This is a genomic window from Rhizobium sp. 01N424 (assembly GCF_056399485.1).
In genome coordinates, this window is record NZ_JBFTRK010000004.1 from 46,272 (window position 1) to 70,232 (window position 23,961).

23 protein-coding genes and 1 pseudogene are annotated in these 23,961 nt (G+C 60.9%); 17 read left to right on the plus strand and 7 right to left on the minus strand.

Annotation, left to right across the window (positions count from 1 at the left end):
* The first annotated feature begins 7 nt into the window (after positions 1 to 7).
* Both AC1DNK_RS13005 and AC1DNK_RS13010 read left to right on the plus strand, forming a co-directional pair.
* Positions 8 to 1,084 carry an ABC transporter ATP-binding protein gene (locus tag AC1DNK_RS13005; RefSeq protein ID WP_477941462.1) on the plus strand — a complete coding sequence of 359 codons (1,077 nt, stop codon included), beginning with the start codon at positions 8 to 10 and terminating at the stop codon, positions 1,082 to 1,084.
* A complete protein-coding gene (locus tag AC1DNK_RS13010) occupies positions 1,077 to 1,925 on the plus strand; it encodes a glycerophosphodiester phosphodiesterase (protein ID WP_477941463.1) in 849 nt (282 codons plus the stop codon). The genes AC1DNK_RS13005 and AC1DNK_RS13010 overlap by 8 nt, the downstream gene beginning before the upstream one ends.
* On the opposite strand, the gene AC1DNK_RS13015 is transcribed toward AC1DNK_RS13010, so the two are convergent.
* On the minus strand, positions 1,922 to 2,752 hold the full coding sequence (locus tag AC1DNK_RS13015) for an inositol monophosphatase family protein (RefSeq protein WP_477941465.1): 831 nt from the start codon (positions 2,750 to 2,752) through the stop codon (positions 1,922 to 1,924). The two genes, AC1DNK_RS13010 and AC1DNK_RS13015, sit on opposite strands and share 4 nt — an antisense overlap.
* An 80-nt stretch (positions 2,753 to 2,832) precedes the next feature.
* Here AC1DNK_RS13015 and AC1DNK_RS13020 point away from each other — a divergent pair, with 80 nt between their 5' ends.
* Genes AC1DNK_RS13020 through AC1DNK_RS13055 form a run of 8 tightly spaced genes read left to right on the plus strand, consistent with a single transcriptional unit; the run spans position 2,833 to position 10,981 of the window.
* Positions 2,833 to 3,081 (plus strand): hypothetical protein, encoded by a 249-nt coding sequence (locus AC1DNK_RS13020; RefSeq protein ID WP_477941467.1) that lies wholly within the window; start codon positions 2,833 to 2,835, stop codon positions 3,079 to 3,081.
* Between the two features lie 40 nt (positions 3,082 to 3,121).
* Positions 3,122 to 4,810 carry an ABC transporter substrate-binding protein gene (locus tag AC1DNK_RS13025; protein ID WP_477941468.1) on the plus strand — a complete coding sequence of 563 codons (1,689 nt, stop codon included), beginning with the start codon at positions 3,122 to 3,124 and terminating at the stop codon, positions 4,808 to 4,810.
* Between the two features lie 20 nt (positions 4,811 to 4,830).
* A complete protein-coding gene (locus AC1DNK_RS13030; protein ID WP_477941469.1) occupies positions 4,831 to 5,811 on the plus strand; it encodes an ABC transporter permease in 981 nt (326 codons plus the stop codon).
* The gene (locus AC1DNK_RS13035) at positions 5,811 to 6,713 is read left to right on the plus strand and encodes an ABC transporter permease (RefSeq protein WP_477941471.1); all 903 of its coding nucleotides are present in this window, start codon (positions 5,811 to 5,813) and stop codon (positions 6,711 to 6,713) included. The genes AC1DNK_RS13030 and AC1DNK_RS13035 overlap by 1 nt, the downstream gene beginning before the upstream one ends.
* A complete protein-coding gene (locus AC1DNK_RS13040; RefSeq protein WP_477941473.1) occupies positions 6,710 to 7,525 on the plus strand; it encodes an ABC transporter ATP-binding protein in 816 nt (271 codons plus the stop codon). Before AC1DNK_RS13035 ends, AC1DNK_RS13040 begins: the two co-directional genes overlap by 4 nt.
* A complete protein-coding gene (locus tag AC1DNK_RS13045) occupies positions 7,522 to 8,454 on the plus strand; it encodes an ABC transporter ATP-binding protein (RefSeq protein WP_477941475.1) in 933 nt (310 codons plus the stop codon). Before AC1DNK_RS13040 ends, AC1DNK_RS13045 begins: the two co-directional genes overlap by 4 nt.
* Positions 8,455 to 8,466: 12 nt before the next feature.
* Positions 8,467 to 8,943, plus strand: coding sequence for a GNAT family N-acetyltransferase (locus AC1DNK_RS13050; RefSeq protein WP_477941476.1), 477 nt, complete (start codon positions 8,467 to 8,469; stop codon positions 8,941 to 8,943).
* A 16-nt stretch (positions 8,944 to 8,959) separates the two neighbouring features.
* On the plus strand, positions 8,960 to 10,981 hold the full coding sequence (locus AC1DNK_RS13055; RefSeq protein WP_477941478.1) for a beta-N-acetylhexosaminidase: 2,022 nt from the start codon (positions 8,960 to 8,962) through the stop codon (positions 10,979 to 10,981).
* 5 nt (positions 10,982 to 10,986) lie between these two features.
* On the opposite strand, the gene AC1DNK_RS13060 is transcribed toward AC1DNK_RS13055, so the two are convergent.
* The 3 genes from AC1DNK_RS13060 to AC1DNK_RS13070 form a co-directional block, all read right to left on the minus strand.
* Complete coding sequence (locus tag AC1DNK_RS13060) at positions 10,987 to 12,189, minus strand: ROK family transcriptional regulator (RefSeq protein ID WP_112388764.1); 1,203 nt, start codon at positions 12,187 to 12,189, stop codon at positions 10,987 to 10,989.
* A gap of 136 nt (positions 12,190 to 12,325) precedes the next feature.
* The gene (locus AC1DNK_RS13065; protein WP_477941479.1) at positions 12,326 to 12,751 is read right to left on the minus strand and encodes a type 1 glutamine amidotransferase family protein; all 426 of its coding nucleotides are present in this window, start codon (positions 12,749 to 12,751) and stop codon (positions 12,326 to 12,328) included.
* Positions 12,752 to 12,875: 124 nt separating this feature from the next.
* Positions 12,876 to 13,364 (minus strand): Lrp/AsnC family transcriptional regulator, encoded by a 489-nt coding sequence (locus AC1DNK_RS13070; protein ID WP_112388763.1) that lies wholly within the window; start codon positions 13,362 to 13,364, stop codon positions 12,876 to 12,878.
* A gap of 84 nt (positions 13,365 to 13,448) precedes the next feature.
* On the opposite strand from AC1DNK_RS13070, the gene AC1DNK_RS13075 reads away from it, so the two are divergent.
* The 3 genes from AC1DNK_RS13075 to AC1DNK_RS13085 are packed head-to-tail and all read left to right on the plus strand — an operon-like array spanning position 13,449 to position 16,821.
* Positions 13,449 to 14,510 carry a pyridoxal-phosphate dependent enzyme gene (locus AC1DNK_RS13075; RefSeq protein ID WP_477941480.1) on the plus strand — a complete coding sequence of 354 codons (1,062 nt, stop codon included), beginning with the start codon at positions 13,449 to 13,451 and terminating at the stop codon, positions 14,508 to 14,510.
* A 12-nt stretch (positions 14,511 to 14,522) separates the two neighbouring features.
* Entirely contained in the window at positions 14,523 to 15,623 is a 1,101-nt protein-coding gene (locus AC1DNK_RS13080) for a branched-chain amino acid ABC transporter substrate-binding protein (protein WP_477941482.1), read from the plus strand.
* A gap of 49 nt (positions 15,624 to 15,672) precedes the next feature.
* Positions 15,673 to 16,821: a M20 aminoacylase family protein gene (locus AC1DNK_RS13085; RefSeq protein WP_477941484.1), complete on the plus strand. Its 1,149-nt coding sequence runs from the start codon at positions 15,673 to 15,675 to the stop codon at positions 16,819 to 16,821.
* 68 nt (positions 16,822 to 16,889) lie between these two features.
* Here the strand turns inward: AC1DNK_RS13085 and AC1DNK_RS13090 are convergent, their stop codons facing one another.
* Together AC1DNK_RS13090 and AC1DNK_RS13095 are read right to left on the minus strand one after the other, a co-directional pair.
* A complete protein-coding gene (locus AC1DNK_RS13090) occupies positions 16,890 to 17,180 on the minus strand; it encodes a hypothetical protein (protein ID WP_477941486.1) in 291 nt (96 codons plus the stop codon).
* Between the two features lie 243 nt (positions 17,181 to 17,423).
* On the minus strand, positions 17,424 to 18,419 hold the full coding sequence (locus tag AC1DNK_RS13095; protein ID WP_112388759.1) for a type I glyceraldehyde-3-phosphate dehydrogenase: 996 nt from the start codon (positions 18,417 to 18,419) through the stop codon (positions 17,424 to 17,426).
* A 218-nt stretch (positions 18,420 to 18,637) separates the two neighbouring features.
* Here AC1DNK_RS13095 and AC1DNK_RS13100 point away from each other — a divergent pair.
* The 4 genes and pseudogenes from AC1DNK_RS13100 to AC1DNK_RS13115 form a co-directional block, all read left to right on the plus strand.
* A pseudogene (locus AC1DNK_RS13100) lies at positions 18,638 to 19,294 on the plus strand (amino acid ABC transporter ATP-binding protein); the annotation flags it as partial.
* Positions 19,295 to 19,514: 220 nt separating this feature from the next.
* Complete coding sequence (locus AC1DNK_RS13105) at positions 19,515 to 21,245, plus strand: methyl-accepting chemotaxis protein (RefSeq protein WP_477941487.1); 1,731 nt, start codon at positions 19,515 to 19,517, stop codon at positions 21,243 to 21,245.
* Between the two features lie 87 nt (positions 21,246 to 21,332).
* Positions 21,333 to 22,175 (plus strand): alpha/beta fold hydrolase, encoded by an 843-nt coding sequence (locus AC1DNK_RS13110; RefSeq protein WP_477941801.1) that lies wholly within the window; start codon positions 21,333 to 21,335, stop codon positions 22,173 to 22,175.
* 260 nt (positions 22,176 to 22,435) lie between these two features.
* On the plus strand, positions 22,436 to 23,353 hold the full coding sequence (locus AC1DNK_RS13115; protein ID WP_477941489.1) for a glycoside hydrolase family 25 protein: 918 nt from the start codon (positions 22,436 to 22,438) through the stop codon (positions 23,351 to 23,353).
* A gap of 6 nt (positions 23,354 to 23,359) precedes the next feature.
* Here AC1DNK_RS13115 and AC1DNK_RS13120 read toward each other — a convergent pair whose 3' ends face one another.
* On the minus strand, positions 23,360 to 23,953 hold the full coding sequence (locus tag AC1DNK_RS13120) for an amino acid synthesis family protein (protein ID WP_477941490.1): 594 nt from the start codon (positions 23,951 to 23,953) through the stop codon (positions 23,360 to 23,362).
* Positions 23,954 to 23,961: the final 8 nt, after the last annotated feature.

Below are 23,961 nucleotides of genomic sequence, written 5' to 3' on the forward strand. Positions count from 1 at the left end.
GCTGCTAATGGCACGTTTGACGATCAACGGCGTTTCGAAGAGCTTCGGCACGTCTTTCGCCGTGCGCGATTTCTCGCTCGATGTCGAAGACGGCGAGCTGGTCTGCCTTCTCGGCCCCTCCGGGTCCGGCAAGTCGACGCTGCTTCGCATGATCGGCGGCTTCGAGCGCCCGACGGGCGGTTCGATCCTGATTGACGCCAAGGACGTGACCGACCTGCCGCCGGAAAAGCGTCCCACCGGCATGGTATTCCAGAGCCACGCCTTGTGGACGCATATGGATGTCTTCAACAACATCGCCTTCGGCCTGAAGCTGCGGCATCTGCCGAAGGCGGAGATCCGCGACCGTGTCGAAGGCGCCCTTGAGCTCGTCGGCCTGTCCAACTACGGCAAACGCCAGACCACGCAGCTCTCCGGCGGCCAGCAGCAGCGCGTCGCGCTGGCCCGTTCGCTGGTGCTGGAGCCGAAGATCCTGTTGCTCGACGAACCCTTCGCCAGCCTCGATCAGCATCTGCGCGAGCGTCTGCGCGAAGAGGTCAAGGACATCCAGCAGCGTCTCGGCATCACCACGCTGTTCGTCACCCACGGTCAGGACGAGGCGCTAGCGCTTGCCGACCGCATCGTCGTCATGCGAGACGGCGGCACCGAGCAGATCGCACCGCCAGACGTCATCTATCGCGAGCCGCAGACGGCCTTCGTCGCCGGGTTTATCGGCTCGATGAATTTCGTCCGCACGACTGTCAAGAACGGCGTCAGTGAGCACCCGGCCTTTCCGCTCGCCGTACCGGTCGGCGATGGCGAGGTGGAGATCGCCTTCCGGCCCGAGGCGCTTTCGCTTTCTCTCTCAGAGAAGAAAGCAGCGTCGGTTCACCGCACCATCGATTTCGGGACCCATAAGCTTGTCGATATCGATCTCACCGACGGTAGCCGGCTGAAATCGATGACCGCGCCGGATGCCAACTGGGCGAAGGGCAGTCTGGTCGAGCCCAAGGTTGCAGCCTACTTCGCATTCCGCGATAACGGCCTCGTCTATCAATCGCCGCAAGCCGGCCATCAGGGACAGAGGCAGGTATTCGGTCATGTCTGATACAACGGGCGTAGCAATCAAGGCGGATGGCCATCTCACCTGGCTGAAATGGCATCGCGGCCACCGGCAGGCCGGCGACATTTCCTTCACGCGCCAGCGGATTGTCGAGGGCATGGCGCTCGGTGCAAGCGTCGAGATCGATCTCGTCTGTTTCGCGGGTGATGGCTTTGCCGTCCTGCACGACGACGTGCTGCATCCGGCAACGACGGGCGAGGGCGCTGTCGCCGATGCCTCGGCCGACTATCTCCGCAGCCTCTATCTGCGCGACCACGAGGGCCAGCCGACCGGTCATCCGGTCATGCTGATAGATGATCTCGGCCGTCTGCTGCAGGAGATCGATTGCCATCCAGATGCGGTCCTGCAACTGGATCTGAAGGAATATTCTGTCCGCATCAGCGAAGCCGACGTTGCTGCCTTTGCGAGGGCGATCGCGCCGGTGGCTAAATCCGTCATTCTGTCAGGCGGCGACGCCGTGGCCGTGGAGCGCCTGTCGCGCGCTGTCCCCGATATGCCTGTCGGCTACGACCCATGCCATGACGGCGCAATCGAGCGGCTGATGGAAAATCGCGATTTCGCGGGCTTCGTCGCTGGCGCGCTTGCGGCCTCGCCAAAGGCCACGATGATCTATCTGCATCACAAGCTGGTGCTGTTTGCCGATGCAGCGGGTTTCGACATGATCGGCGCATTTCATCAGGAAGGCCGGACGATCGACGCCTATACGATCAATCGCGCCATCCCCGATGTCTTGCCCGATGTTCGCCGCCTGTTGGCGCTGAAGGCCGACCAGATCACCACCGATGACCCGGTTGGCCTTGAGACGCTGATCACCTCCGGCCACTAGCCTTCGCGAAAGCCATCGACCAGCCAGGCGTGGACCGCGGCGTTGGCCGCAAGGATATCGCCATTCGCCGTTACCGGGCCACCCGAGAAGGCGGAGACATTGCCGCCTGCCTCTTCGACAAGCAATGCCGAGGCGCCGTAGTCGTGCAGCGACAGGCCATCCTCGAAGAAGCCATCGAGGCGGCCGCAGGCCACATAGGCGATCGAGAGCGCCGCCGAGCCGAGCCGCCTCACGCCGGCCGTCTCATCCATCAGCCGCTGCAATGCCGAGAGATAGGTTTCCTTCCTGACCGCCTTGACCTGGCCGGGAACGGGAAGGCCGGCGCCGATCAGGACATTCTCGATATCGCCATTGTCGATGCAGCTGATCTTCTCGCCGTTGAGATAGGCACCCTGTCCGGCTTCGGCGCTGAAGAGCTCGTCGAGCATTGCGTCATAGACGACGCCCAGGGTGATCCTGCCATGCTCCACGATTGAAATCGTCATGCCGAAATGCGGTATTCCCCACGCATAGTTCGTCGTGCCATCGATCGGATCGATGTAGATCACTGGCGTATCCGGCCCGGCGTCGCGATTGCCGACGGCCTCTTCGCCCTGGATTGCGTAATCCGGAAATGCCCTGACCATCTCGTCGACAATGATCCGCTCAACCGCGACGTCGATCTCCGTCTGATAATCTCTGGGAGCCTTCGCCAGCATCTCGTTGACACGGCGGCGTTTCAGGGAGGAACGGGCGAGCGTGCCGGCCTTGAGAACGGCTTCTGCCAAGAGCCTGAGACGGCTCGATGCCGCGGGATGGAGTCGGTCGGCAACGTCGGGAATTGTCATGGAAACCTGGAAAGTGATTCAAATTTGGAGACCTGAGGCATCGCAAAGGCACATTACGCTTTTATGACGAAACGCCTGCCATGTCGCCCGTGAAGAAACTTGGCGACCTTGAACTATTTGGTTCTGATGGACGATCGGCAATGACGCGGAAATTGCCTTCGCGATCCACATTCCGTGCGCAGACGATGCCGGCGTCCGGGCAGCCCACACCTCCGCCTCTATGCCGTTTCGTGAAAGAAATGAAGGCTTTCCGGCGGGCGCATTTTCAAACCCAAATTTCTGATTTTCACCGATTGACCGGCATCATCAAGATCGGTATCCATTATTAAATCAATTTGATTGAGTTCAAATAAAAAAGAGGGAACCTTCATGAACATCACTGGAATTGGGTATCGCAATTTTATCGCGAAGGCGGGCTGGGCGACGACCGCTGCCTATATCGCCTTGTTCGGCGCTTCGAGTGCATTCAGCGCCGAGGCGGTCCTGACAATGCACATTGAGGAGCAGACCAGCTGGGTGCAGAATTTCAATCCGTTCGACCTCGCCGGGCGCCGGCAGAGCACGATGGATTTTATCTATGAGCCACTTGTCATTTTCAACGCCGAGGACGGTGGCAAGCCGGTATGGCGGCTGGCGACGAGCTTCAAATTCTCAGATGACCTCAAGTCGATCACCTATGAACTGCGTCCTGGCTTGAAATGGTCGGACGGTCAGCCGCTGACTTCCTCCGATGTCAAATACACCATCGATCTGATGCTGAAGAACGCGGCTCTCGATACGGTCGGTGTCGGCGAAACTGTCGCATCCGTCGAGGCGCCATCACCGACCGAAGTCCGCATCAACCTGAAGGACGTCAATTCCGATTTCCCTGAGTCGCTGGCAGATCTGGCCGTCGTTCCCGAGCATGTCTGGAAGGATGTTTCCGACCCCGTCGCATTCAAGAATGAGAAGCCGATCGGATCCGGGCCTCTCACCGAGCTGCGCCGGTTCACGCCGCAGGTTTACGAGCAATGCCGCAATCCGAATTACTGGGATGCGGCGTCCCTTCATGTGGATTGCATCCGGCTGCCGCAGATCTCTGGCAACGATCAGATGCTGGCGATCCTGCCGGAAGGCAACATGGACTGGATTGGATCGTTCATTCCGGAAATTAAGAAAACCTTCGTAGCACTCGATCCGGATCATAACGGCTATTGGCAGCCGCCGGCCGAGACGGTCGCCTTCCAGATGAACTTCAAGAGCGCCAACGAGGGCAACCTCGAGGCCTACAAGGACGTCAATTTCCGTCACGCATTCAGCCTCGCCATGGATCGCCCGTCGATGGTGGACATCGCCGGGTTCGGCTACCCGGTGGTAAACCTTCATGCCAGCGGCCTGCCGCCGCGCTTCGAAAGCTGGCGCAACAAGGCCGCGGAAGGTGACAAGGACGCCTTCATGGGCTTCGACACGGAGAAGGCCAACAAGGTTCTCGATGACGCGGGCTTCAAGAAGGGCGCCGATGGCTTCCGGACGACACCAACAGGCAAGCCGATCGCGTTTCCGGTCATCGTTCCAAACGGCTGGACCGATTGGATCGACGCGGTCCAGATTGCCGTCGAGGGACTTCGCGCCATCGGCATCAATGCGTCGGTCGCCACGCCCGAATACGAGCAGTGGCGCAAGCAGATCCTTGACGGAAGCTTCGAGGTGGTCATGAACTCGCGTGCCGACGGGGCGACGCCGTTCCGCGGCTACTATCAGAGCCTGTCCACAGCCTATGCCGGACGCATCACCGGCGCGCCTTCCCGCTATTCGAATCCGAAGCTGGACGCGCTCTTCAGTCAGTATCTGAAGGCCACGACCGATGATGACCACAAGAAGATTTTCAACGACATCCAGCTCCTGGTCGCCGATGACTTCCCGGTCGTGCCCGTGTTCAACGGTCCAACCTGGTATCAGTTCTCCAGCAAGCGCTTTACCGGCTGGGTGACGGACAAGGATCCGGTCATGAACCCGGAAGATCATGACAACAACCGGATGCGTCTGATGCATCTCCTGCGCCTCAAGCCGGTTCAATAAGCCGGCCAGGGATAGAAGATATGCGCATTTCGAGCCGGCGCCTCGGCGTCTATGCGGTCGCTCTGGCGTTCGCTGTGTTGATGAACTTCATCCTTCCCCGGCTTATGCCGGGGACCCCCGTCGATGCCATGGTGGCCCAGCTGGGGCCACGCGCCACGCCGGCAGCCGTGGCAGCGATCAAGGCTCGCTTTGGCGCGGTCGATGCCCCGATGATGAGCCAGTTCGCCGACTATCTGAAGGGGTTGGCCACGCTGGATCTTGGCGTATCGGTCAAATATTATCCGCAAACGGTTGTTCAGGTTTTGGGCAGAGCCACCATCTGGACAACCTTTCTGGTCGTCACCGCCATCCTCTTTTCGCTGTGTGTGGGGGTGGTTCTCGGCGCTGTCGCCGCATGGCGGCGCGGCGGCCGGTTTGACACGATCGTCTCGCCGCTTTCGGTCGTGATGATCTCCGTCCCTCCCGTCATCATCGCATTGACGACGCTTTTCATCTTTGGTGTCTCGCTTCGCTGGTTTCCGGTTGGCTATGCCTATGATCCGAACCTGGACCCGGGTTTCGACTTCACCTTTGCAGGCAGCGTGCTCGTTCACGCCATTCTGCCGGTACTGACGCTGTCGCCGTTTCTCATCGGTGAATTTCAGACGACGATGCGTTCGGCGATGATCTCGGTGCTTGGCGAAGACTACGTCACGATGGGGCGTGCCAAGGGCCTCAGCCACCGTGCCGTGATGTTCGGATACGGCGCCCGCAACGCGATGCTTCCCGTTCTCACCAATCTGGCACTGATGATCGGCGCGGTCTTCGGTGGGTCGATCGTTACCGAGATCGTCTTCAACTACCCGGGGCTCGGATTGACCCTCTACACCGCGAGTATCGCGCGTGACTATCCGGTCATTCAGGGCCAGCTGCTCTTGATGACGCTTGCCACTCTCGGCGCCAATTTTCTCGTCGACATTCTCTACGGATTGATCGACCCACGACTGCGGGAGGCAAACTAATGAGCTTCACTCTTGGGGCCATCCTTCGTCAGCGCAAGGCCGTTGCCGGATTGATTATCGTCGCGGCCATCTGGGCGATCGCGCTTCTTGCTCCGCTTATTGCGCCGGGCGAGCCCGGCGCGCGTGTCGGCCGTTCCCATCAGCCCCCGTCGATGGAACACGTTCTCGGCACCACGAAGATGGGGCGCGATGTCTATCGCCAGTTTGTCTGGGGTGCGCGAAGCTCGCTTTCCGTCGGGTTTGCCACCGGCATTGCAATCACCGTCATCGGCACCGGTATCGGTCTTGTTGCCGGATATGCCGGTGGAAAGACCGACGCCGCCCTCGATCTCGCGACCAATGCCGTTCTCGTCGTCCCGAACATGCCGCTGCTGATCCTCCTTGCCTCATTCGCGGGAACGGTCGGTCCGATGACGATCATGATGATCATCGCTCTGACATCGTGGCCATGGGGCGCAAGAATGACGCGGTCGCAGACCATGTCGATTAGAAACCGTGATTTCGTGACGGCGTCGAAAATGATCGGCGAGCCGGCATGGCGGATCATCTTCGTCGACATCCTGCCCAATCTGGCGCCCCTCATCGGTATCAATCTGGTCGGGAGCATCATCTATGCTGTCGTCGCACAGACGACGCTGGAATATCTGGGTTTCGGCGATCCCCTAAAGGTCTCCTGGGGCACGATGCTCTACAACGCGCAGAACGCCTCGGCGATCATGGTGGGCGCGTGGTGGGACGTCGGCGTTCCGGCGGCCGGGATTGCACTGACCGGTCTCGGACTGGCGCTTCTCAACTTCACATTCGATGAGATCGCAAATCCGCAGCTGCGCTCGGGCCCTGCCCTTGCTCGCTGGTTTCGTCTTAATCGTGCCCGCAATCGCGAACTGGAGGCACGCCGATGAGCGACAATCTGCTGGAAATCGAGCATCTCAACATCGACTATCTCGTCGATAAAGGCGAGTTCCGCGCCGTCAACGACGTCTCCTTCAACATCGGCAAGGGAGAGATCTTTGGGCTTGCTGGCGAGTCCGGATGCGGCAAGAGCACGATCGCGTATGCGATCACCCGGCTCTCCAAGGCGCCGGCCTGGATCACAAGCGGCAGCATCAAATTGGGCGGAGAAGATCTGCTGCGCCTGACCGAGCGCGAGCTCCAGAAGATCCGCTGGAAGCGCGTCGGCATGGTGTTCCAGAGTGCGATGAACTCGCTTAACCCTCTGATGCGGGTCGAAGCGCAGTTTCATGACGTGCTCTTCAGGCATGCCGGATGTTCGCGCGACCAGTCGAGGGCACGCGGCGAGGAGATGTTCCGGCTGGTGGGCATACCGCCCCATCGCATTGCCGACTATCCGCATCAGTTTTCAGGCGGCATGCGTCAGCGCATCGTCATCGCCATATGTCTGGCCCTCCAGCCCGAACTGATCATCATGGATGAGCCGACGACAGCGCTCGATGTCGTCGTCCAGCGCGAGATCCTCGAGCAGGTCGTCGATCTGCAGAGAACTCATGGTTTCTCGGTGCTGTTCATCACCCACGACCTGCATTTGATGGCGCAGCTGTGTCAGCGCATCGGAGTGATGCTGAAAGGCGAGCTGGTCGAGGTCGGCGATGTCCATCAGGTCAGCACGGTGCCGAAGCACGAATACACGCGCAAGCTATGGAACGCGATCCCGCAGCTTCCCGTCCATGACCTGTCTTCCGGAGTTACAGCATGAGAGCCGAGCCGAGCATATCCACCGCAGCTTTGCCGCATATCCGGCTTGAAAGCATCAACAGGCATTTCGGCCCGGTCCAGGCTTTGAGGGACATCAGTTTCTCGCTCTATCCGGGACGGGCTCTGGCGCTTGTCGGCGAATCCGGATGCGGCAAGACCACCTGCGCGCGGATCATCGCCCGCCTGGACAGACCCTCTGGCGGCAAGCTGCTCTTTCGGGGGCAGGATCTGACGCTTCGCGGTACCCCGAAGGAGGAGCGGCGCTACCGCAAGGATGTCCAGATGGTGTTTCAGGATCCGTTTTCCTCCCTGAACCCCGCCTTCAGCGTGAACCATCATCTGTCGCGGCCGCTCGAACTTCACCAGCACGGTCTTTCAAAGCAGGTGCTGGATGAGCGTATCGGGGCACTGCTTGAAAGCGTCGGGCTCGACCCTGCGGTCTCGCGCCGGAAGTTTCCGCACGAGCTCTCGGGCGGTCAGCGCCAGCGCGTCAACATTGCTCGGGCGCTTGCCGTTCAACCGAGCGTGCTCGTTGCCGATGAACCGACGTCGATGCTCGATGTCTCCATTCGCAAGGACATTCTCGACCTCCTGGCGCGCGTCAAAAAGCAAAATGACCTCGCTCTGCTTTACATCACCCATGATATCGCCACTGCGGCCAGCGTCGCCGAGGAAATCGTTGTGATGTTTGCCGGGCAGATGGTCGAATGGGGCGATACGTCTGCCGTGCTGGGCCAGCCGCATCACCCTTACACCCGGCTGCTGCTTTCTGCCGTGCCCGACGGCGGCAGGCCGTTCGTGACCGGCGGAAGTGCGCGCTTTCTTGAACAGGCGGAAAAGGTCCGCAGCCTCAGCCGCCCAGCGTCGCCAACGATCGATCAGGTGGGCGCGAACCACTTTGTCCGAATGCCCGGCAACACAGCTCAATAAGGCCAAACTAGAATGGATTATCTCGTCAACCTGTCGGCCTTGCCTGTCGACAACACGTCACAAACCGCTATGACGGAGGCGCGGGTGACAATCAGGCGCGCCCTGCCGCCTGAGCTCAAGCTGATCACAGGCTGGATCGAGGACAATTTTGGAGCGGGCTGGGCGAGCGAAGCAGCGGTTGCCATGACTCGCCAGCCGCCCACCTGCTTTGTCGCGACGCGCGACGGCGCGCTGATCGGCTTTGCTTGCCACGAAGCCACGGCGCGCGGCTTCTTCGGCCCAACCGGCGTTGATGAAAATGCGCGCGGCGTCGGCATCGGCCGTGCTCTCCTGTTTGCCAGCCTGAACGACCTTAAGTCGCTGGGATATGCCTATGCGATCATCGGCGACGTCGGGCCGTCCGTGTTTTACGAGAAGGCCGTTGCGGCAACGCCGATCCCGAATTCCGAGCCCGGCATTTATGCCGGCATGCTCAAAACTGACAACTGAACCCAAAGGAATAGCCATGTCCGCACCTCAACGCTCCGCCCTGCGGCTGGAGACCATATGGAATCCGCCATCCGGCAACGCAGATTTCTCCTATGCACTTCGCTTGAAGCACATGGGAGGCGAACCGCTGACCAATTTCGCCCTCTGTGTCAGCGGGCCGGGACGTGTCGATCCGGCTGGCCGGGTCGAAGGTGCGGTTGTTTCCAAACGTCTCTCGAACTTTACGGAATTCCGTCCGCCTGAAGGCTTCGTGCTTGCCCAGGGAGACACCTGGTCGATCTCGGTCTTTGCACTGAGCTGGCAATTTCAGCATTGGACGGACGGGGCGACTAACGCCTACCTGGCGCTTGATGACGGGCGCATCATCGCGCTCGAATGCGAACCGACACGGTCGTCGGCCAGCAACGCGCCGCTCAAGCGTGGCGCAGAGATCTTTCCGGTGCCTGCCCAGGTCTCCGTTCCCGTTTCCATTATTCCGTGGCCCAGCAAAGTCTCGGTCGGCGCCCGCATGCCGTTGCCTGCAGGCTTTGCCCTGCAGGCTTCCAATGCCGAAGCAGAGGCCGCGGCACAAAATTTCACGGCGCTGGTGGAGCGGCTGTTTGCCGTCGAGGGGATGGTGAGACCGGCTGCCGAGGGCGGCATGCCTGTCTTGCTGACAGCAGCAGATCTCCCGGGCCCGGAAAGCTACCGTATCCGCTTTCGGGGCAGCAGCGTCGAGGTCGAGGCGGCCGGCCGGACCGGTTTTCTCTACGGCCTCATCACGCTTGGTCAGATCTGGCGGGGCGCAAGGCTGCATCCGCAGGTCTTCCATTTTCCGGGCTCCGGCGAGATCGCCGACGAGCCGCAAATGGCCTGGCGCGGGTTGCATCTCGATGTTGCCAGGCAATTCTACGGCGCCGCGGAAATAAAGAAGCTGCTCGCGGTGCTGGCGTGGAACAAGCTCAACCATTTCCACTGGCATTTGTCGGATGATGAAGCGTGGCGCGTAGAGATCGACGCCTATCCGGCTCTGACGGAGATTGGCGCCTGGCGCGGCCACGGGCTGGCAATTCCGCCGCTTCTCGGCTCCAGCCCGGCTCGAACGGGCGGGTTCTACACCAAGGCTGCGGTACGAGAGATCGTTTCGCTCGCCTCTTCGTTCGGCATAACCGTCGTTCCGGAGATCGACATGCCGGGCCATTGCTATGCGATGCAGCTCGCCATTCCGGAACTGCGCGATCCGGACGAGATGGGCAGCTACTATTCCGTTCAGGGCTTTCCGGACAATTGCCTCAACCCGGCAAGGGAAGAGACCTACGAGATCGTCGAGACCATTCTCTCCGAACTTATCGACTTGTTCCCCTCGAAGATCATTCACATCGGCGCCGACGAGGTCCCGCTCGGCGCCTGGTCCGGTTCTCCGCAGGCACTGGCAAGACTGCGTTCACTCGCCGGTAACGAGATCGCCGACAGGCATGCGGAACGGCTGAACGTCATTACCAACGACCATGGCGCCGACGATATTTCCGGGTCGGGCACCGCGGTGCTGCAGGCCGAATTCCTGCAGCGGGTGCAGCGCTTCCTGGCCGCAAACGGATGCACGACCGGCGGCTGGGAGGAAGCAGCTCATGGAGACGTCATCGACAAATCGCGCAGCTATCTCTGCAGCTGGAGAAATGTCGAAGTGGCTGCCGAACTCGCCGCCCAAGGCTACGAAATCGTGGTTTGCCCCGGCCAGGTCTACTATCTCGATATGGCACTCAGGCCAGATTGGGACGAGCCGGGCGCCAACTGGGCGGGGACGTCCGACGCTGAAAAGCTGTACCAGTTCGATCCGGTCGAGGGATGGACGGACGCGCAAAGGAACATGCTTCGCGGGATACAGGCCTGCATCTGGTCTGAACCGATGACCGATCGGGCCGTCTTCGATCGCCTGGTCTTTCCAAGGCTTTCGGCCCTCGCCGAAAACGGCTGGACGAGACCGGAGGCGAAATCCTGGGAGCGGTTCCGGGCGCTCGCGGGATTGATGCCGCTTCTCTACGGCATCCAGCAAGCCTGAAGCCGCTAGCCCAGCGGCTTCTGCAGCACGTCGAAACGGGGGTTCGTTTCGGAAAAGATCGGGAGGGCTGCGGCGCCGAGAATGGCCGTATCCTTCCCGGTCGTGCCGATGGTGACGCGCGGCACGGTCCTTATCTCATCGGGATCGATCGGCACGGGTAGGGGCGCCAGGCAGTCGGCCAGCCGCTGCATCATCAGCGTCGATATGCTGCCGCCGAGAACGATCGTCTGCGGGTCGAAGGCAAGCTCAAGAAAGTCGATTGTCTGCCGCAAGGGCTCGACCGCCAGCGCCAGCCAGTCCTCAAGACCTTTGCCGCCGGCTCTCACCCGTTCGTCGAGTTCGTCGGTCGAAAGCTCGCCTGCATTGCCGATGCCCATGAATTCATAGGCGACCGACGGCGACACATAGCGGTCGAGGCAACCACGTTTGCCGCAGGGGCAGGGCCTGCCGTTGCGTTCGACGACGATATGGCCGATTTCGCCTGCATTGTAGCGGCTGCCCTTGTAGAGATGGCCGTCGAGAAACATGCCGGCACCGATGCCACCGTCGCGGGCAAGGTAGAGATAGACGAAACTGTTGAAGCCGCGGGCGACGCCGTGAAGGCGCTCGCCGATCGCCGCTGCCGCCGCATCGTTCTCGATGAGCACCGGCAAGCCCAGACGGTCTTCAAGCTCGCGTCCAACGGGGAAGCGCTGCCACCCCGGCAGATTTTGCGGGCTGAGCGTGGTCACCCCTCCGTCGGCATAGCGCCCGGGAAGTGCCATGCCGATCCCGAGAAGGCGGCGGCGGTCAAACGCGAATGCTCCCTGAAGCTCGGCGACGACGCCCTCCAGGACAGGAATTGCCTTCTCCGGATCGGCATGGTCGATGTTGTGCTCGACGCGGGCGCAGATGGCCCCGGAGAGATCGGTCAGAATGCCGCTGGCGCGCTGGCTTCCGAGCTCAAGGCCGATCGAATAGGCGCCCTGCGGATTGATCGAGTAGGGAATGATCGGCTGTCCGCGCGCTGTCTTCTGCGGCTCGCCGGAAATCAAAAGGTGAGAGCGCGCCAGTTCCTCGACAATGTTGGACACCGTTTGCGTGGTCAGCGCGGTCATCCGCGCGATCGCCGCCCGGGACAGCGGTCCACTGCTGCGGATCGCCTCGATCACAACCCGGCGGTTATGGAATTTCGCTTGTTCAAGGTTGGTGCCCGATATTGTTTTCATGGATCTTTCGTCGCAAATGCAGCGTTACCTTTCCCATGAGACAAGCCCCGGGGAAAGCGCTTTTTTGAGCTTGGACGCGACTTAAAGTATGGGTTTGGGACCGCCGAATTGAGCCGGCGGTCCGCTTTCGACGTCGCTACTGCTTGTCATTGAGCTTGGCGACGAGGACATCACCGAATTCCGGTGCCGACATCGGCTGCTGGCCGGTGATCAGTTCGCGGTCGACGACGACGTTGCTGTGCCAGTTGGCGATCGGTTCCACGCGTGCGCCGGCCTCGGCCAGGGCATTGACCGGGTAGAACTGAACGTTGCCACCGAGGCCGTTCGGGCCTTCGAGCGCCTGCTCTTCGCCGGTCAAGAAGATCGTCGCGCGATAACCGGCATAAGGCCAGCCGGTGGTGAGCGAGCCTGCCTTGCCGTCACCTGTGATCATCGAGGCGATGAAGGCATCCGGATCCGCGAGTGCCGAAAGCAGAACGATCGGGCCGTGGCAGATGATGCCGGTCGGGCGGCCGGTCTCATCGAAGCTCACCAGGATCTTGCCGAGGTTCTTATCGTGCATATTGGCCGCGTATCACTACACCGCCGAAACCGCCTCTAGATCCGCCTTTTGGCGAGCAGGTGAGTGGCAGTGGTCCGCGGAGTTATACTTCGAGGGGGCACCGCGGTGTGAGCGGCGCCTTGATTTATCGGTCGATGCCTCGAGCAAGGACCGCATCCATAGGGTTGACGACATCGCGGATCGTAACCAGCGTCGTGAACGATTTCACGTTGCCGTCTTCGTGGAACACTTCACGCGTGAAGACGTCGTATTGCTCCATGCCGGAAAGCTGCAGCATCAGAATGAAATCAGCCTCACCGGTCACGTAGTTGGCCTGCCGAACCTCCGGCCGCTTTTTGATCTTCCTGATGAACGCCTCGAGTTCGCTACCGGCCTCGCGCTCCAGCGAAACGAGAACGTGAATTGTCAGTGGAAATCCCATCGACGCCGGCCGTACGATCGCGACATCGGCGGCAATCGTCCCATTCGCCCGCATCTGGCGAAGCCTGCGCAACACCGCGCTTTCCGAAAGGCCAACTTTTTCGGCGAGCATGCGGGCCGGCATCAGGTTGTTGACCTGCACCAGCTTCAGCAAAGAGAGATCGAATGAATCGAGGGTAGCGGTTTCCGTCATGAATAGGGAGAATATCGCCTGAAACCGGTAAGGTGCAAGGAATTTCGGCGAAACTCAGCGCGCATAACGCAGTAGCATTTCCGCATGACAAAGAACCTGCCGATCGAAGACGCTCACATTATCCAGACCCGCCTGCATGCGCTTGCGCCGGGATATGCCGCGACACCGCTGATTGCCTTGCCGGAGCTCGCAGCTGCCCATGGGCTGGGTGCGGTCTTCCTCAAGGACGAGGGAGCTAGAACACTCGGCAGCTTCAAATCACTTGGAGGAACCTATGCGGCATTGCGGGCGCTGTCGCGGGCTACCGGTGAGGATTTCGCCGCGATCGCTTCGGGCAAAGTGCCGGCTGGCCGTCTGCCTCAGCTGTTGACTGCGAGTGCTGGAAACCATGGCCTGGCCGTTGCCGCCGCCGCACGTTTTGCTGGCAGCCGCGCCCGAATCTTCCTCTACCCTGGCGTCTCTCGCGCCCGCCGTGATCGTATCGTCAACATGGGTGCAGAGATCGTCGACATCGACGGAACCTATGATGACGCTGTCGACGCGGCAAAGAAGGCGGCCAAAGACGGTGCCGGCATTCTGGTGGCCGACACCTCCGCCGATCCCGATGACCCGATCGTGAGCGACGTGATCGCAGGCTACGGCGTGATCCCGCAGGAAATCAAAGAGCAGATCGGGGAAGGGCCGCGTCCGACGCATCTTTTTATCCAGGCCGGTGTCGGCGGTCTCGCGGCGGCAATGGCGACAGGCCTCAAGGACTGGCTCGCGCAACCGGCAAGGATTGTCGTCGTAGAACCCGCGACAGCGGCATGTGTCGATGTGGCAATCCGCACAGGCAATGTCGAGCGGGTGCCTGGCGATCTGACTACGTCCGCAACGATGCTTGCCTGCGGCGAGGCAAGCCGGCCGGCGTTGAAACTGATGGCCGGGCTTGTGGACGTCGTAACCGTCGAGGAGGATCGTCTTCTGAGCGAACCACTCTTGCTGGAAGCCGCTGGCGGTCCCGCGACCACGCCGTCGGGCGCAGCCGGTCTCGCCGGGCTTCGCCGAGCCATTGCAAATCCCGAAATGGCAGTCCGCCTTGAACTCGACGCTTCGAGCCGCGTGCTGTTGTTCGTGACCGAAGGACCTCTCAACGAAGAAACCTGAAAGGGGAATGACATGAAAAGCATAATAATTGCCGCGACGATTGCGGGCGTGCTGGCCACGCCGGCTTTGGCGGATATGACGATCGGCTGGGCCGGCCCGATCACAGGCGGCAGCGCCGCTGTTGGCGAACAGAACCTCAATGGCGTGAAGCAGGCGATCGAGGACATCAATGCCGCAGGTGGAATTCTCGGCGAAAAGATCTTGCTGCAGACGGAAGATGACGGTGGCGATCCCAAGCAGGCTGTCTCGGTCGCCAATCGGCTTGCGGCATCCGGCATAAAATTCGTCATCGGGCATCAGAATTCCGGTGCATCAATCCCTGCCTCGGATGTCTATGCCGAGAACGGCATGTTCCAGATCACTCCGGCATCCACAAATCCCAAGCTCACGGAACGCGGGCTCTGGAACACCTTTCGCACCTGTGGGCGTGACGACCAGCAAGGGACCGTCGCAGGGAACTATCTGATCAAGAATTTCACCGGCAAGAATGTCTTCATCGTTCATGACAAGACGCCCTACGGTCAGGGTCTTGCCGAAGAGGTAAAGAAATCCGTCAATGCCGGCGGCCTGACCGAGACCGGCTACGAGGGCATCACTGTCGGCGACAAGGATTTCTCGGCCCTGATCGCCAAGATCAAAGAGACCAAGGCTGATGTCGTCTATTTCGGCGGCGTCTACACCGAGGGAGGTCTCATTCTTCGTCAATTGCGTGATCAAGGGGTCAAGACCCCGATGATCGGCGGAGACGCGATGTTCTCGAGTGAATTCGCGGCTATCGCCGGGCCGGAAGCCGACGGCACATTGATTACCTTCGGCCCCGATGCACGTCAAAACCCCGCGGCTGCGGAGGTCGTGAAGCGCTTTGCCGGGAGGAAGATCGATCCGGAAGGCTTCACGCTCTATGGCTACGCGGCGATGCAGGTCATTGCAGCCGGCATCAAGGAAGCCGGGAGCGCCGATCCACAGATTGTCGCAGACAAGCTGCACGGCGGGCTGAAGGTCGATACCGTCATAGGCCCTCTCTCCTACAACGAGAAGGGCGATATCACGCGGCTGGACTTCGTCTTCTACGAACTGAAGGGTGGCAAGTTCGAGCAAAAGAGTGCCGAATGATCTTGTCCGGGCGCCGCCCCGGCGGCGCCCTCTTGCTCGGGAGTGGATTATGAACAGGTTCGAGACAGTCGAGAGGGAGATGATCGAATGGCGGCATCATCTGCACCGCAATCCCGAATTCGGCTTTGAAGAAATCAACACGGCAGCGTTCGTCGCCGAGAAACTCCGTTCATGGGGCATCCAGGTCATAGAAGGTGTTGGAAAAACCGGCGTGGTCGGCAGTTTGACGCTGGGAACCGGAAAGCGCGCCATCGCGCTTCGTGCAGACATGGATGCGCTTCGGATCAGCGAGAAGAGCGACCTTCCCTACCGCTCGCAAACCGCGGGCACGATGCACGCCTGTGGCCATGACGGACATGTCGCAATGCTGCTTGGCGCTGCCCGTATCCTGGCAGAAGAGGGTGGCTTCGAGGGCACGGTTCGCTTCATCTTTCAGCCGGCGGAGGAATGGGGCAGGGGCGCTCTTTCAATGCTGGACGACGGCATGATGGCCCGGGTTCCTTTTTCCGAAGTCTACGGCATCCACAACATGCCGGGTATGCAGGTGGGCCGGTTCGCGACGCGAACTGGCTCAATCATGGCCGCCGAGGACATATTCGAGATAAGGCTGGACGGAACAGGCGGCCACGCGGCGCGACCGCACCATGCCAATGAAGTGCTGGTCGCAGCCTGTGCGCTCGTCGTGAACCTGCAGACGATCGTTTCTCGACGGCTCGACCCCGCAGATATGGCGGTTGTATCGGTCACTGAACTCATTGCCGACGGTACACGTAACGCTCTCCCCGGTACCGCAACCATACTCGGCGACGCGCGTAGCATGCGGTCTGAGGTCAGCGCGGAGATTGAGCGCCGTATGCGCCAGATTGTTGATGGGACTGCTTCGGCCTATGGTTGTTCGGCATCGATCGACTATCGCCGTGAGTTCGTTCCACTCGTTAACACACCCGAGCAAACGCGCGTTGCAGTGGAGGTTGCCGGCTCCGTTTTCGGACCTGGGGCGGTGGAAGACGATATTGCGCCTATCGCCGCCTCCGAAGATTTCGCCAGGCTCCTGGAGAAAGTTCCCGGTAACTTCGCCTTCATCGGCAATGGAGAGACGTCAGCTCCCCTGCATAATCCCAGCTATGACTTCAACGACAATGTGCTTCGGCAAGGGGCTGAATATTTCGTTGCCCTCGCGAGACAACGGCTGCGATAACGCTCACAATCCTTTCCGCAAAATGGCGTTCTCATCGACAGGGTCGATGCCGGCGCCGAGACGAATGGTCATTCCACCTGCATATCGAGTTGCTGGGCAATGTTTTCGTAGTGGCGCGATGAGGCGGCGTTGCTCTGCTTGGCATATTGCGAGCCGACCGCTCGCGCTGCCTTTGCCGCCGCCCGGAACGCATCGAGCCGAACCTGCGGTTCGAGATTGGCATCGCCACCGATATCGCCGTTGTTGAAGCGGCCAACGCGATAACCATCATGATCGATCACCCCGATGACAGGCACGCCTGCGTTCATTTCGCCATAGAAGGCAGGACCGGCGCGATCGCCGTCGCGCCGTCGCAGCATGCCAAGTCCGGATGCCTTGTTCGCGGTGCATAGCCCTGTCCAGTAGGTGGGACCTGCAGTCAGAGAGATGGGGGAAATGAATTCGCAGCGGCTGGTAGGGTCCTTGGACCAGTTCGAACCGGACGATGCCTCCTGCGCCAACAGCGCCGGTGCCCACAACAGGGACAGCGTGGCGGCGACTGTGGATATGGCCCCGAATGACCTCGGATACGGCATTGCTATCGTCTCTCTCATTTCGCCGCGCTACGACCGTGCCATTAGGGCCGCAACGTCGAGCATCCGGTTGGCAAAGCCCCATTCATTGTCGTACCAGCCGAAAACCCGCAGAAGGCCGCCAGCGGAAACCGAGAGTTCCGGTCCTGAGACGACCAGCGATTCCGGCCGGGCGCGCAGATCGACGGATACGAGCGGCTTTTCGATCCAGCCGATGACGGGCGACGTGGCGATTGCGCCCTTGAAGCGTTCGCGGGCTTCGGCTAGGGTCGGCGCCTTCTCCAGCGACACCGTCAGGTCGATCGCCGAGACGCTTGCGGTCGGAACGCGGATGGCCCGGGCTTCGATCTTTCCGGCGAGGGATGGCAGGACTTTGCCAACCAGCTTGTGGGCGCTGGTGCTCGTCGGCACCATAGAGAGGGCTGCCGCGCGGCTGCGTGCAAAATCGTCCCGCGGCTGGTCGACGGTCGGCTGGCTTCCGGTATAGCAATGAACCGTCGTCATCTGCCCGCCAGTGATGCCGAAGAGGTCATCGACAGTCTTCAGCAGGGGTGCCAGCGCGTTCGTGGTGCATGATGCATTGGATATGATCTTGTGGCCGGCAATCATCTCTTCGTTGGCGCCAAGCACCACCGTCGCGTCGGCAGATTCCGCCGGACCCGAAATCAGGACACGCTTTGCGCCGGCCTCTAGCGCCCGGGAGACGTAATCGCGGGTATAAGGCTGGCCGGTGCATTCGAGGAAAATATCGACGTGCGATAGATCGAGGGCGCGAATATCCCGCTCGTTGTGGAAAGGTATCGAACGCTCGCCGATCCGCAACGCGCGAGCCTCGGCCACCACGTCCTCCGGCCATGGGCCGAAGACGCTGTCATACTGGAACAGGTAGGCGCAGCTTTCCAGCGGAGCGATGTCGTTGACGAGGACGACCTCGATATCGCGGCGCTCTTTCAGCAGGATGCGAAGAACAGAGCGGCCGATGCGGCCAAAGCCATTGATAGCAATTTTCGGCTTCTGTTTCGTCACGCGCTGGGCTCCTGCGATTATGTGATGAGGCCTATGACAACCGTGAGCGATGCGCAATATCAAGGCGGTCGCTGCTACTGCTTCCAAGCGCCGCGGCGATCGCTTGGACTGCTGAGGAGCCGCCGCCTGACCGATCACAGGCAGATCCTATTTTTCGTAACGATCGCATAAGCTTAAGATGTTTCTGGTTCTTTATCGATAAAAAACACTTGCTATACAGGGTTATGCGTGGCGAGCGCATCGTCATCGCCGGCCCGTCTGGCTCCGGCAAGTCGACGATGATCCGTTGCATCAACCGTCTGGAAGAGCACCAGAAGGGTCAGATCGTCGTCGATGGCACCGAGCTCACCAACGACCTGAAGAAGATCGACGAAGTGCGCCGCGAAGTCGGCATGGTGTTCCAGCACTTCAACCTCTTCCCGCATCTGACGATCCTGGAAAATTGCACGCTGGCGCCGATCTGGGTGCGCAAGATGCCGAAGAAGCAGGCGGAAGAAGTCGCCATGCACTTCCTGAAGCGCGTCAAGATCCCGGAACAGGCCAACAAATATCCGGGCCAGCTCTCCGGCGGCCAGCAGCAGCGCGTGGCGATCGCCCGCTCGCTCTGCATGAATCCGAAGATCATGCTGTTCGATGAGCCGACCTCGGCGCTCGATCCTGAAATGATCAAGGAAGTGCTGGATACGATGGTCGGCCTGGCCGAAGAAGGCATGACCATGCTCTGCGTCACCCACGAAATGGGCTTTGCCCGCCAGGTCGCCAACCGCGTCATCTTTATGGACCAGGGCCAGATCGTCGAGCAGAATTCGCCAGATGAGTTCTTCGACAATCCGCAGCACGAGCGTACCAAGCTGTTCCTCAGCCAGATCCTGCATTGGACGAATGCGCGGCGCAGGTTACGTATGAGGTCATCGGGCAGACCGGCTCCGCAACCCTGACGCGGATCGGCGCCCGGCGCGGGATAGCCGCCCGTAAAAACCATCACTTCAGATATGCTTAATATCTAATTAACGGTGTCCGGATAGTGTTTCGCGAGGGCGCAAGGCGGGCGGTTCAGGATCGTCCCGATGCCGATAATCGTGGGGTCACTGAAACATGTCCAGCTTTCCGAAACTCGGTTTTGATGCGTCGTCCGTGCTTGAGGCGCTGGGCCGCTCACAAGCCATCATCGAGTTCGATCTTTCTGGCAACATCCTGACTGCCAACGAGAATTTCTGCAAAGCCGTCGGCTACCAGCGCTCCGAGATCGTCGGCCGTCATCACAGCATGTTCGTGTTGCGCGACGAGGCAGCATCGACGAAATACAAGGCGTTCTGGGCAAAGCTGGCGCGCGGAGAGTATGATCAGGGCCAGTACCGGCGTCTGGCGAAGAATGGCCAGGAAATCTGGATCGAAGCCTCCTACAATCCGGTCTTCCGCCGCGGCAAGCCCTACAAGGTGGTGAAGATCGCCACCGATATCACCTGGATCAAGCGCAAGAGCGCCGAAGACGAGGGGAAGCTGGCAGCGCTGTCGCGTGCGCAGGCCGTCATCGAGTTTACACCCGATGGCACGATCCTGAAGGCCAACGAGAATTTCCTCGGCGCGCTTGGCTACGAAGCGTCCGAGATCATCGGCAAGCATCATGCGATGTTCTGCGAGGCGGGCTACGCCCAGTCGCAGGAATACCGGGACTTCTGGGCCGAGCTTCGCTCGGGCAAATTCTCCACCGGGCAGTTCATGCGGCTTGGCAAGGATGGCAAGCGCGTCTTCATTCAGGCGTCCTACAATCCGATCATCGACCACAAGGGCGAGGTCTTCAAGGTCGTCAAATTTGCGATCGACGTGACTGACCGGATGGATGCGGTGGAAGAGCTCGGCGCGGCGCTCGAACGGCTGTCGCAGTGCAATATCCGCGTTACGCTCGACAAGCCCTTCGTCGGTGAATTCGAACGACTGCGCCGCGACTTCAACAAGTCGATCGGCGAGTTCCAGAAGACGCTGGTCAATGTTCTCGGCCAGACCGGTGACCTCAGCAAGAGCAGCCAGGAGGTGCGCGAGGCTTCCGAGCATCTTGCCGACCGCTCCCGCGAACAGGCAGCGGCCCTTGAGGAGACAACGGCCGCACTCGGCGAGATCACCGCCACCGTCCGCTCGTCATCGGAAAACACCAAGGAAACCCGGCAGCTTGTTCAAAGCGCCCGGGCTTCGACCGCAGCCTCGACCAACGTTGTGGAGCAGACCGTCAACGCGATGCAGCGCATCGAGGCGGCCTCCCGTGAGATCAGCCAGATCATCGGAGTGATTGACGAGATCGCCTTCCAGACGAACCTTCTGGCGTTGAACGCCGGTGTCGAAGCGGCGCGCGCCGGCGAGGCCGGCAAAGGCTTTGCCGTCGTTGCTCAGGAAGTGCGCGAGCTTGCCCAGCGCTCGGCGAATGCGGCGAAGGAAATCAAGGCACTGATCAACAATTCCGGCACCGAGGTGCTCGAAGGCGTCCGGCTGGTCGGTGAGACCGGCGAGGCACTGAAGCAGATCGACGTTCTCGTCAAACGGATCGACGGCAATGTCGACAGAATTGCCCATGCGGCCGACGAGCAGACGGCGGGGCTTGGCGACATCAGCAAGGCAGTCGAGCGGCTCGACCAGATGACGCGCGAAAATGCGGCGATGAGTGCGCGCACGACGGCGATCAGCAGCACCCTGGCGCTCGGCGCCGACGCGCTGTCGCAGCTGGTCAGCCTCTTCAAGCTGAACCGCCGTGCGGTGATGCGCGACGACGGCTCGTCGGTCAAATCGAACTATCAGGGACCCCGGAACCCGCAGACCAGCCGTTCGGCCGCCTGACCCGCCTTCGATTGGATGACTTGCCAGCTGGCTGGATAGGCCTAATCTCCGCGGCGTTGTTTCGCTCGGAGATCAGCTGTGTCTGCAATCAAAGCTGCTGCCATTGCCCTATTGACCGCACTCGCCCTGACCACGGCGGCAAAAGCCGCCGAGCGCTGGGAAACGCTACCCAGTTTTCCACCGATGCCGCCCGCCAAGGCCAGCGGCATGGCACCGGTCAACGATATCAAGATGTACTACGCTGAGTATGGGGAGGGCGACCCTATCCTCTTCATTCACGGCGGCCTCGGCAGCGCCGATGTCTGGGGCAATCAGGTCGCGGATTTTGCCCGGGATCATCGGGTGATCGTTGCCGACAGCCGCGGCCACGGCCGCTCGACGCGCAGCGCCCAGCCCTTCGGCTACGACCTGATGACGTCCGACTACGTGGCGCTGCTCGACTATCTGAAGCTGGACAAGGTCACGCTCGTTGGCTGGTCCGACGGCGGCATTATTGGCATCGACATGGCGATGACGCATCCGGAGAAGCTGACGCGGGTCATTGCCCAGGCGGCGAATGTCACGACCGATGGCGTCAAGGCCGACGTGATGACCAACAAGACCTTCAGCGACTATATCAATGCCGCGGGCGAATCCTACAAGAAGCTGTCGCCGACGCCGAACGAATATGACGCGTTCGTCAACCAGATCTCGGCGATGTGGGCGAGCCAGCCGGCCTGGACTGCTGCGAATCTCGCCAAGATCGCCGTGCCGGTGACGCTGGCGATCGGCGACCACGACGAGGCCGTCAAACTTGATCATACTGAGATGATGGCAAAGGAAATTCCGGGCGCCAAACTGGTGATCCTCAAGGATGCCAGCCATTTTGCGATGCTGCAGGATCCGGAAGGCTACGACGCGATGATCCGCAATGCGATTGCCGGGAAGTAGGCATTCTGCCCGAAGAAAAGGAGGCCCGCCGAATTCCGGTTCAGCGGGCCCCGCATTGGTGTCGGTCATCTGTCCTTTTCACCATAGCCAAATGGATATGGGAGACGGCTGCTGCTTCGGCAATTCGTCCGAAAGGCGTAGCACCGTTTACCCCCTGCCGCTCCGGCGCAGTTTCGCGCAAGCATGATCTAATATAATTGCCCGGCGCGAACAGAGGGCGGTCGATGCGGCGATCCCTTAGATGGGTGTTTGCATACCTCATGGCGGCCAGTCTCTCACTGGCCGGTCCTTCCGCTGGCGCGCGCGACGCGGCGCCCTGGAACCGCCAGGATGCAGCGCTCGTTGTCGATGCCTATGAGATGAACGCGATCGACTGGGGTGCTCTGCTCACCGACAAGCGGATCGCCGGGATGATTTCCAAGGCCTCGGACGGGCTTCCGGAAGTGTTTGATTGCAGCGGCGAGCATCGCGGCGATACCGTCGCGCATTGCAAGACGATGTGGCGCAAATATGCGGTCAGCCGCGAGCTCTATCAGACCCGGAAATTCATTGCCAAGCAGAGCGGGCTGCTATGGGGCGCCTATCATGTCGCCAGACCCGGAAACCCGGTCGATCAGGCCAACCACTTTCTGGACTACGCAGAGCCCGGCCCCGACGACCTGATGGTTCTCGATCTCGAGGGGCTCGATACCGATCAGTTCATGTCTCTGTCTGATGCGCAAATCTTTGCCGGGCATATCCGCACCCGCACCGGCCGCTATCCGATCCTCTACGTCAACCACGCGACCGCCCGCTATATCGCCGCCTACCGGCAGATCTATCCGGTGCTGGCACGGCTGCCGATCTGGTATGCGCGCTACAAGCCCGATGTCGGCGGCACGTTTCCGATGGGCAACTGGCAGCAATATTTCCTCTGGCAGTTCTCCTCGGCGTCGAACTGCTCGAAGAGACGCTGCCCCTACCGCGTGCCGGGAACGCTGACGGATATCGACGTCAACCTGGCCTCCGTAAATAGAGAGCAGCTGAAAGCCATCTGGCCGCAGGGCCGCCTGCTGCCGCCCGAAGATCCCGATCCGCCGCTGATCCTGGCAAAGATCGAGTTCGCCGGCGTGTTCGACCGCTCGATTGCGGCCGACACGATCATCACCGCGGCAATTCCCGGTGACGGGAGCCGGTAGCCCGGGTTAGCCCTTGGCTGCCTTTTCGGCTTCCATCTCGGCAATATCCTGGAAACGGTCGGCGATGCGCGCATGCGGCCGGCCGCCGTCGGCTGCGCCGATCGCGACGATGATCTCGTCAGCACCGGGAGCGTCGGCAATCATGAAGTTGGCGGTCAGGAAGTGCGAGCGCTTGCCGCTCTCGCTCTTGTGCATCATCGGCAGCGACAGCAGGGCGCCCGGCGCGTTGCGGGTATTGGCGAATTCCAGATAGTTGGTGCCGCCGATCGCCTCGCGGAACGGGTTGCCGAAGCGCAGCGTATGGATCATCGCGGAGGCATGTTCGATTTCCCCGTTGATGCCGACCGCTGCTGCCTTGCCGCAGGCCTCGATCTTCTCGGCATCCATCTGCCGCAGCAGGCGGCTGGTCATCTCGTGGCTGAGTTCGCCGGCAATACGGATGATCTCCGGCCGCAGGTTCTCGACGAAGCCGCGTCCGGCCCAGGGGTTCTGGATCACTGCTGCTACCACGACCATGGTCACCGGCCGAGGCGCTGCCTTGCCGCCTTCGACATGCGTTTCTTCGAGGAAGGTGGAAATCTTTCTGATGCCGAGTGTCATGCCTTGCG

Bases quoted from the DNA above. Each gene is read 5' to 3' on its own strand.
- AC1DNK_RS13075 (WP_477941480.1), top strand. From the start codon at position 13,449: ATGACAAAGAACCTGCCGATCGAAGACGCTCACATTATCCAGACCCGC.
- AC1DNK_RS13080 (WP_477941482.1), top strand. From the start codon at position 14,523: ATGAAAAGCATAATAATTGCCGCGACGATTGCGGGCGTGCTGGCCACG.
- AC1DNK_RS13055 (WP_477941478.1), top strand. From the start codon at position 8,960: ATGTCCGCACCTCAACGCTCCGCCCTGCGGCTGGAGACCATATGGAAT.
- AC1DNK_RS13045 (WP_477941475.1), top strand. From the start codon at position 7,522: ATGAGAGCCGAGCCGAGCATATCCACCGCAGCTTTGCCGCATATCCGG.
- AC1DNK_RS13060 (WP_112388764.1), bottom strand. From the start codon at position 12,189: ATGAAAACAATATCGGGCACCAACCTTGAACAAGCGAAATTCCATAAC.
- AC1DNK_RS13090 (WP_477941486.1), bottom strand. From the start codon at position 17,180: ATGCTGCGACGGCGCGACGGCGATCGCGCCGGTCCTGCCTTCTATGGC.
- AC1DNK_RS13015 (WP_477941465.1), bottom strand. From the start codon at position 2,752: ATGACAATTCCCGACGTTGCCGACCGACTCCATCCCGCGGCATCGAGC.
- AC1DNK_RS13025 (WP_477941468.1), top strand. From the start codon at position 3,122: ATGAACATCACTGGAATTGGGTATCGCAATTTTATCGCGAAGGCGGGC.
- AC1DNK_RS13020 (WP_477941467.1), top strand. From the start codon at position 2,833: ATGTCGCCCGTGAAGAAACTTGGCGACCTTGAACTATTTGGTTCTGAT.
- AC1DNK_RS13065 (WP_477941479.1), bottom strand. From the start codon at position 12,751: ATGCACGATAAGAACCTCGGCAAGATCCTGGTGAGCTTCGATGAGACC.
- AC1DNK_RS13010 (WP_477941463.1), top strand. From the start codon at position 1,077: ATGTCTGATACAACGGGCGTAGCAATCAAGGCGGATGGCCATCTCACC.
- AC1DNK_RS13040 (WP_477941473.1), top strand. From the start codon at position 6,710: ATGAGCGACAATCTGCTGGAAATCGAGCATCTCAACATCGACTATCTC.
- AC1DNK_RS13070 (WP_112388763.1), bottom strand. From the start codon at position 13,364: ATGACGGAAACCGCTACCCTCGATTCATTCGATCTCTCTTTGCTGAAG.
- AC1DNK_RS13120 (WP_477941490.1), bottom strand. From the start codon at position 23,953: ATGACACTCGGCATCAGAAAGATTTCCACCTTCCTCGAAGAAACGCAT.
- AC1DNK_RS13005 (WP_477941462.1), top strand. From the start codon at position 8: ATGGCACGTTTGACGATCAACGGCGTTTCGAAGAGCTTCGGCACGTCT.
- AC1DNK_RS13105 (WP_477941487.1), top strand. From the start codon at position 19,515: ATGTCCAGCTTTCCGAAACTCGGTTTTGATGCGTCGTCCGTGCTTGAG.
- AC1DNK_RS13050 (WP_477941476.1), top strand. From the start codon at position 8,467: ATGGATTATCTCGTCAACCTGTCGGCCTTGCCTGTCGACAACACGTCA.
- AC1DNK_RS13035 (WP_477941471.1), top strand. From the start codon at position 5,811: ATGAGCTTCACTCTTGGGGCCATCCTTCGTCAGCGCAAGGCCGTTGCC.
- AC1DNK_RS13085 (WP_477941484.1), top strand. From the start codon at position 15,673: ATGAACAGGTTCGAGACAGTCGAGAGGGAGATGATCGAATGGCGGCAT.
- AC1DNK_RS13030 (WP_477941469.1), top strand. From the start codon at position 4,831: ATGCGCATTTCGAGCCGGCGCCTCGGCGTCTATGCGGTCGCTCTGGCG.
- AC1DNK_RS13115 (WP_477941489.1), top strand. From the start codon at position 22,436: ATGGCGGCCAGTCTCTCACTGGCCGGTCCTTCCGCTGGCGCGCGCGAC.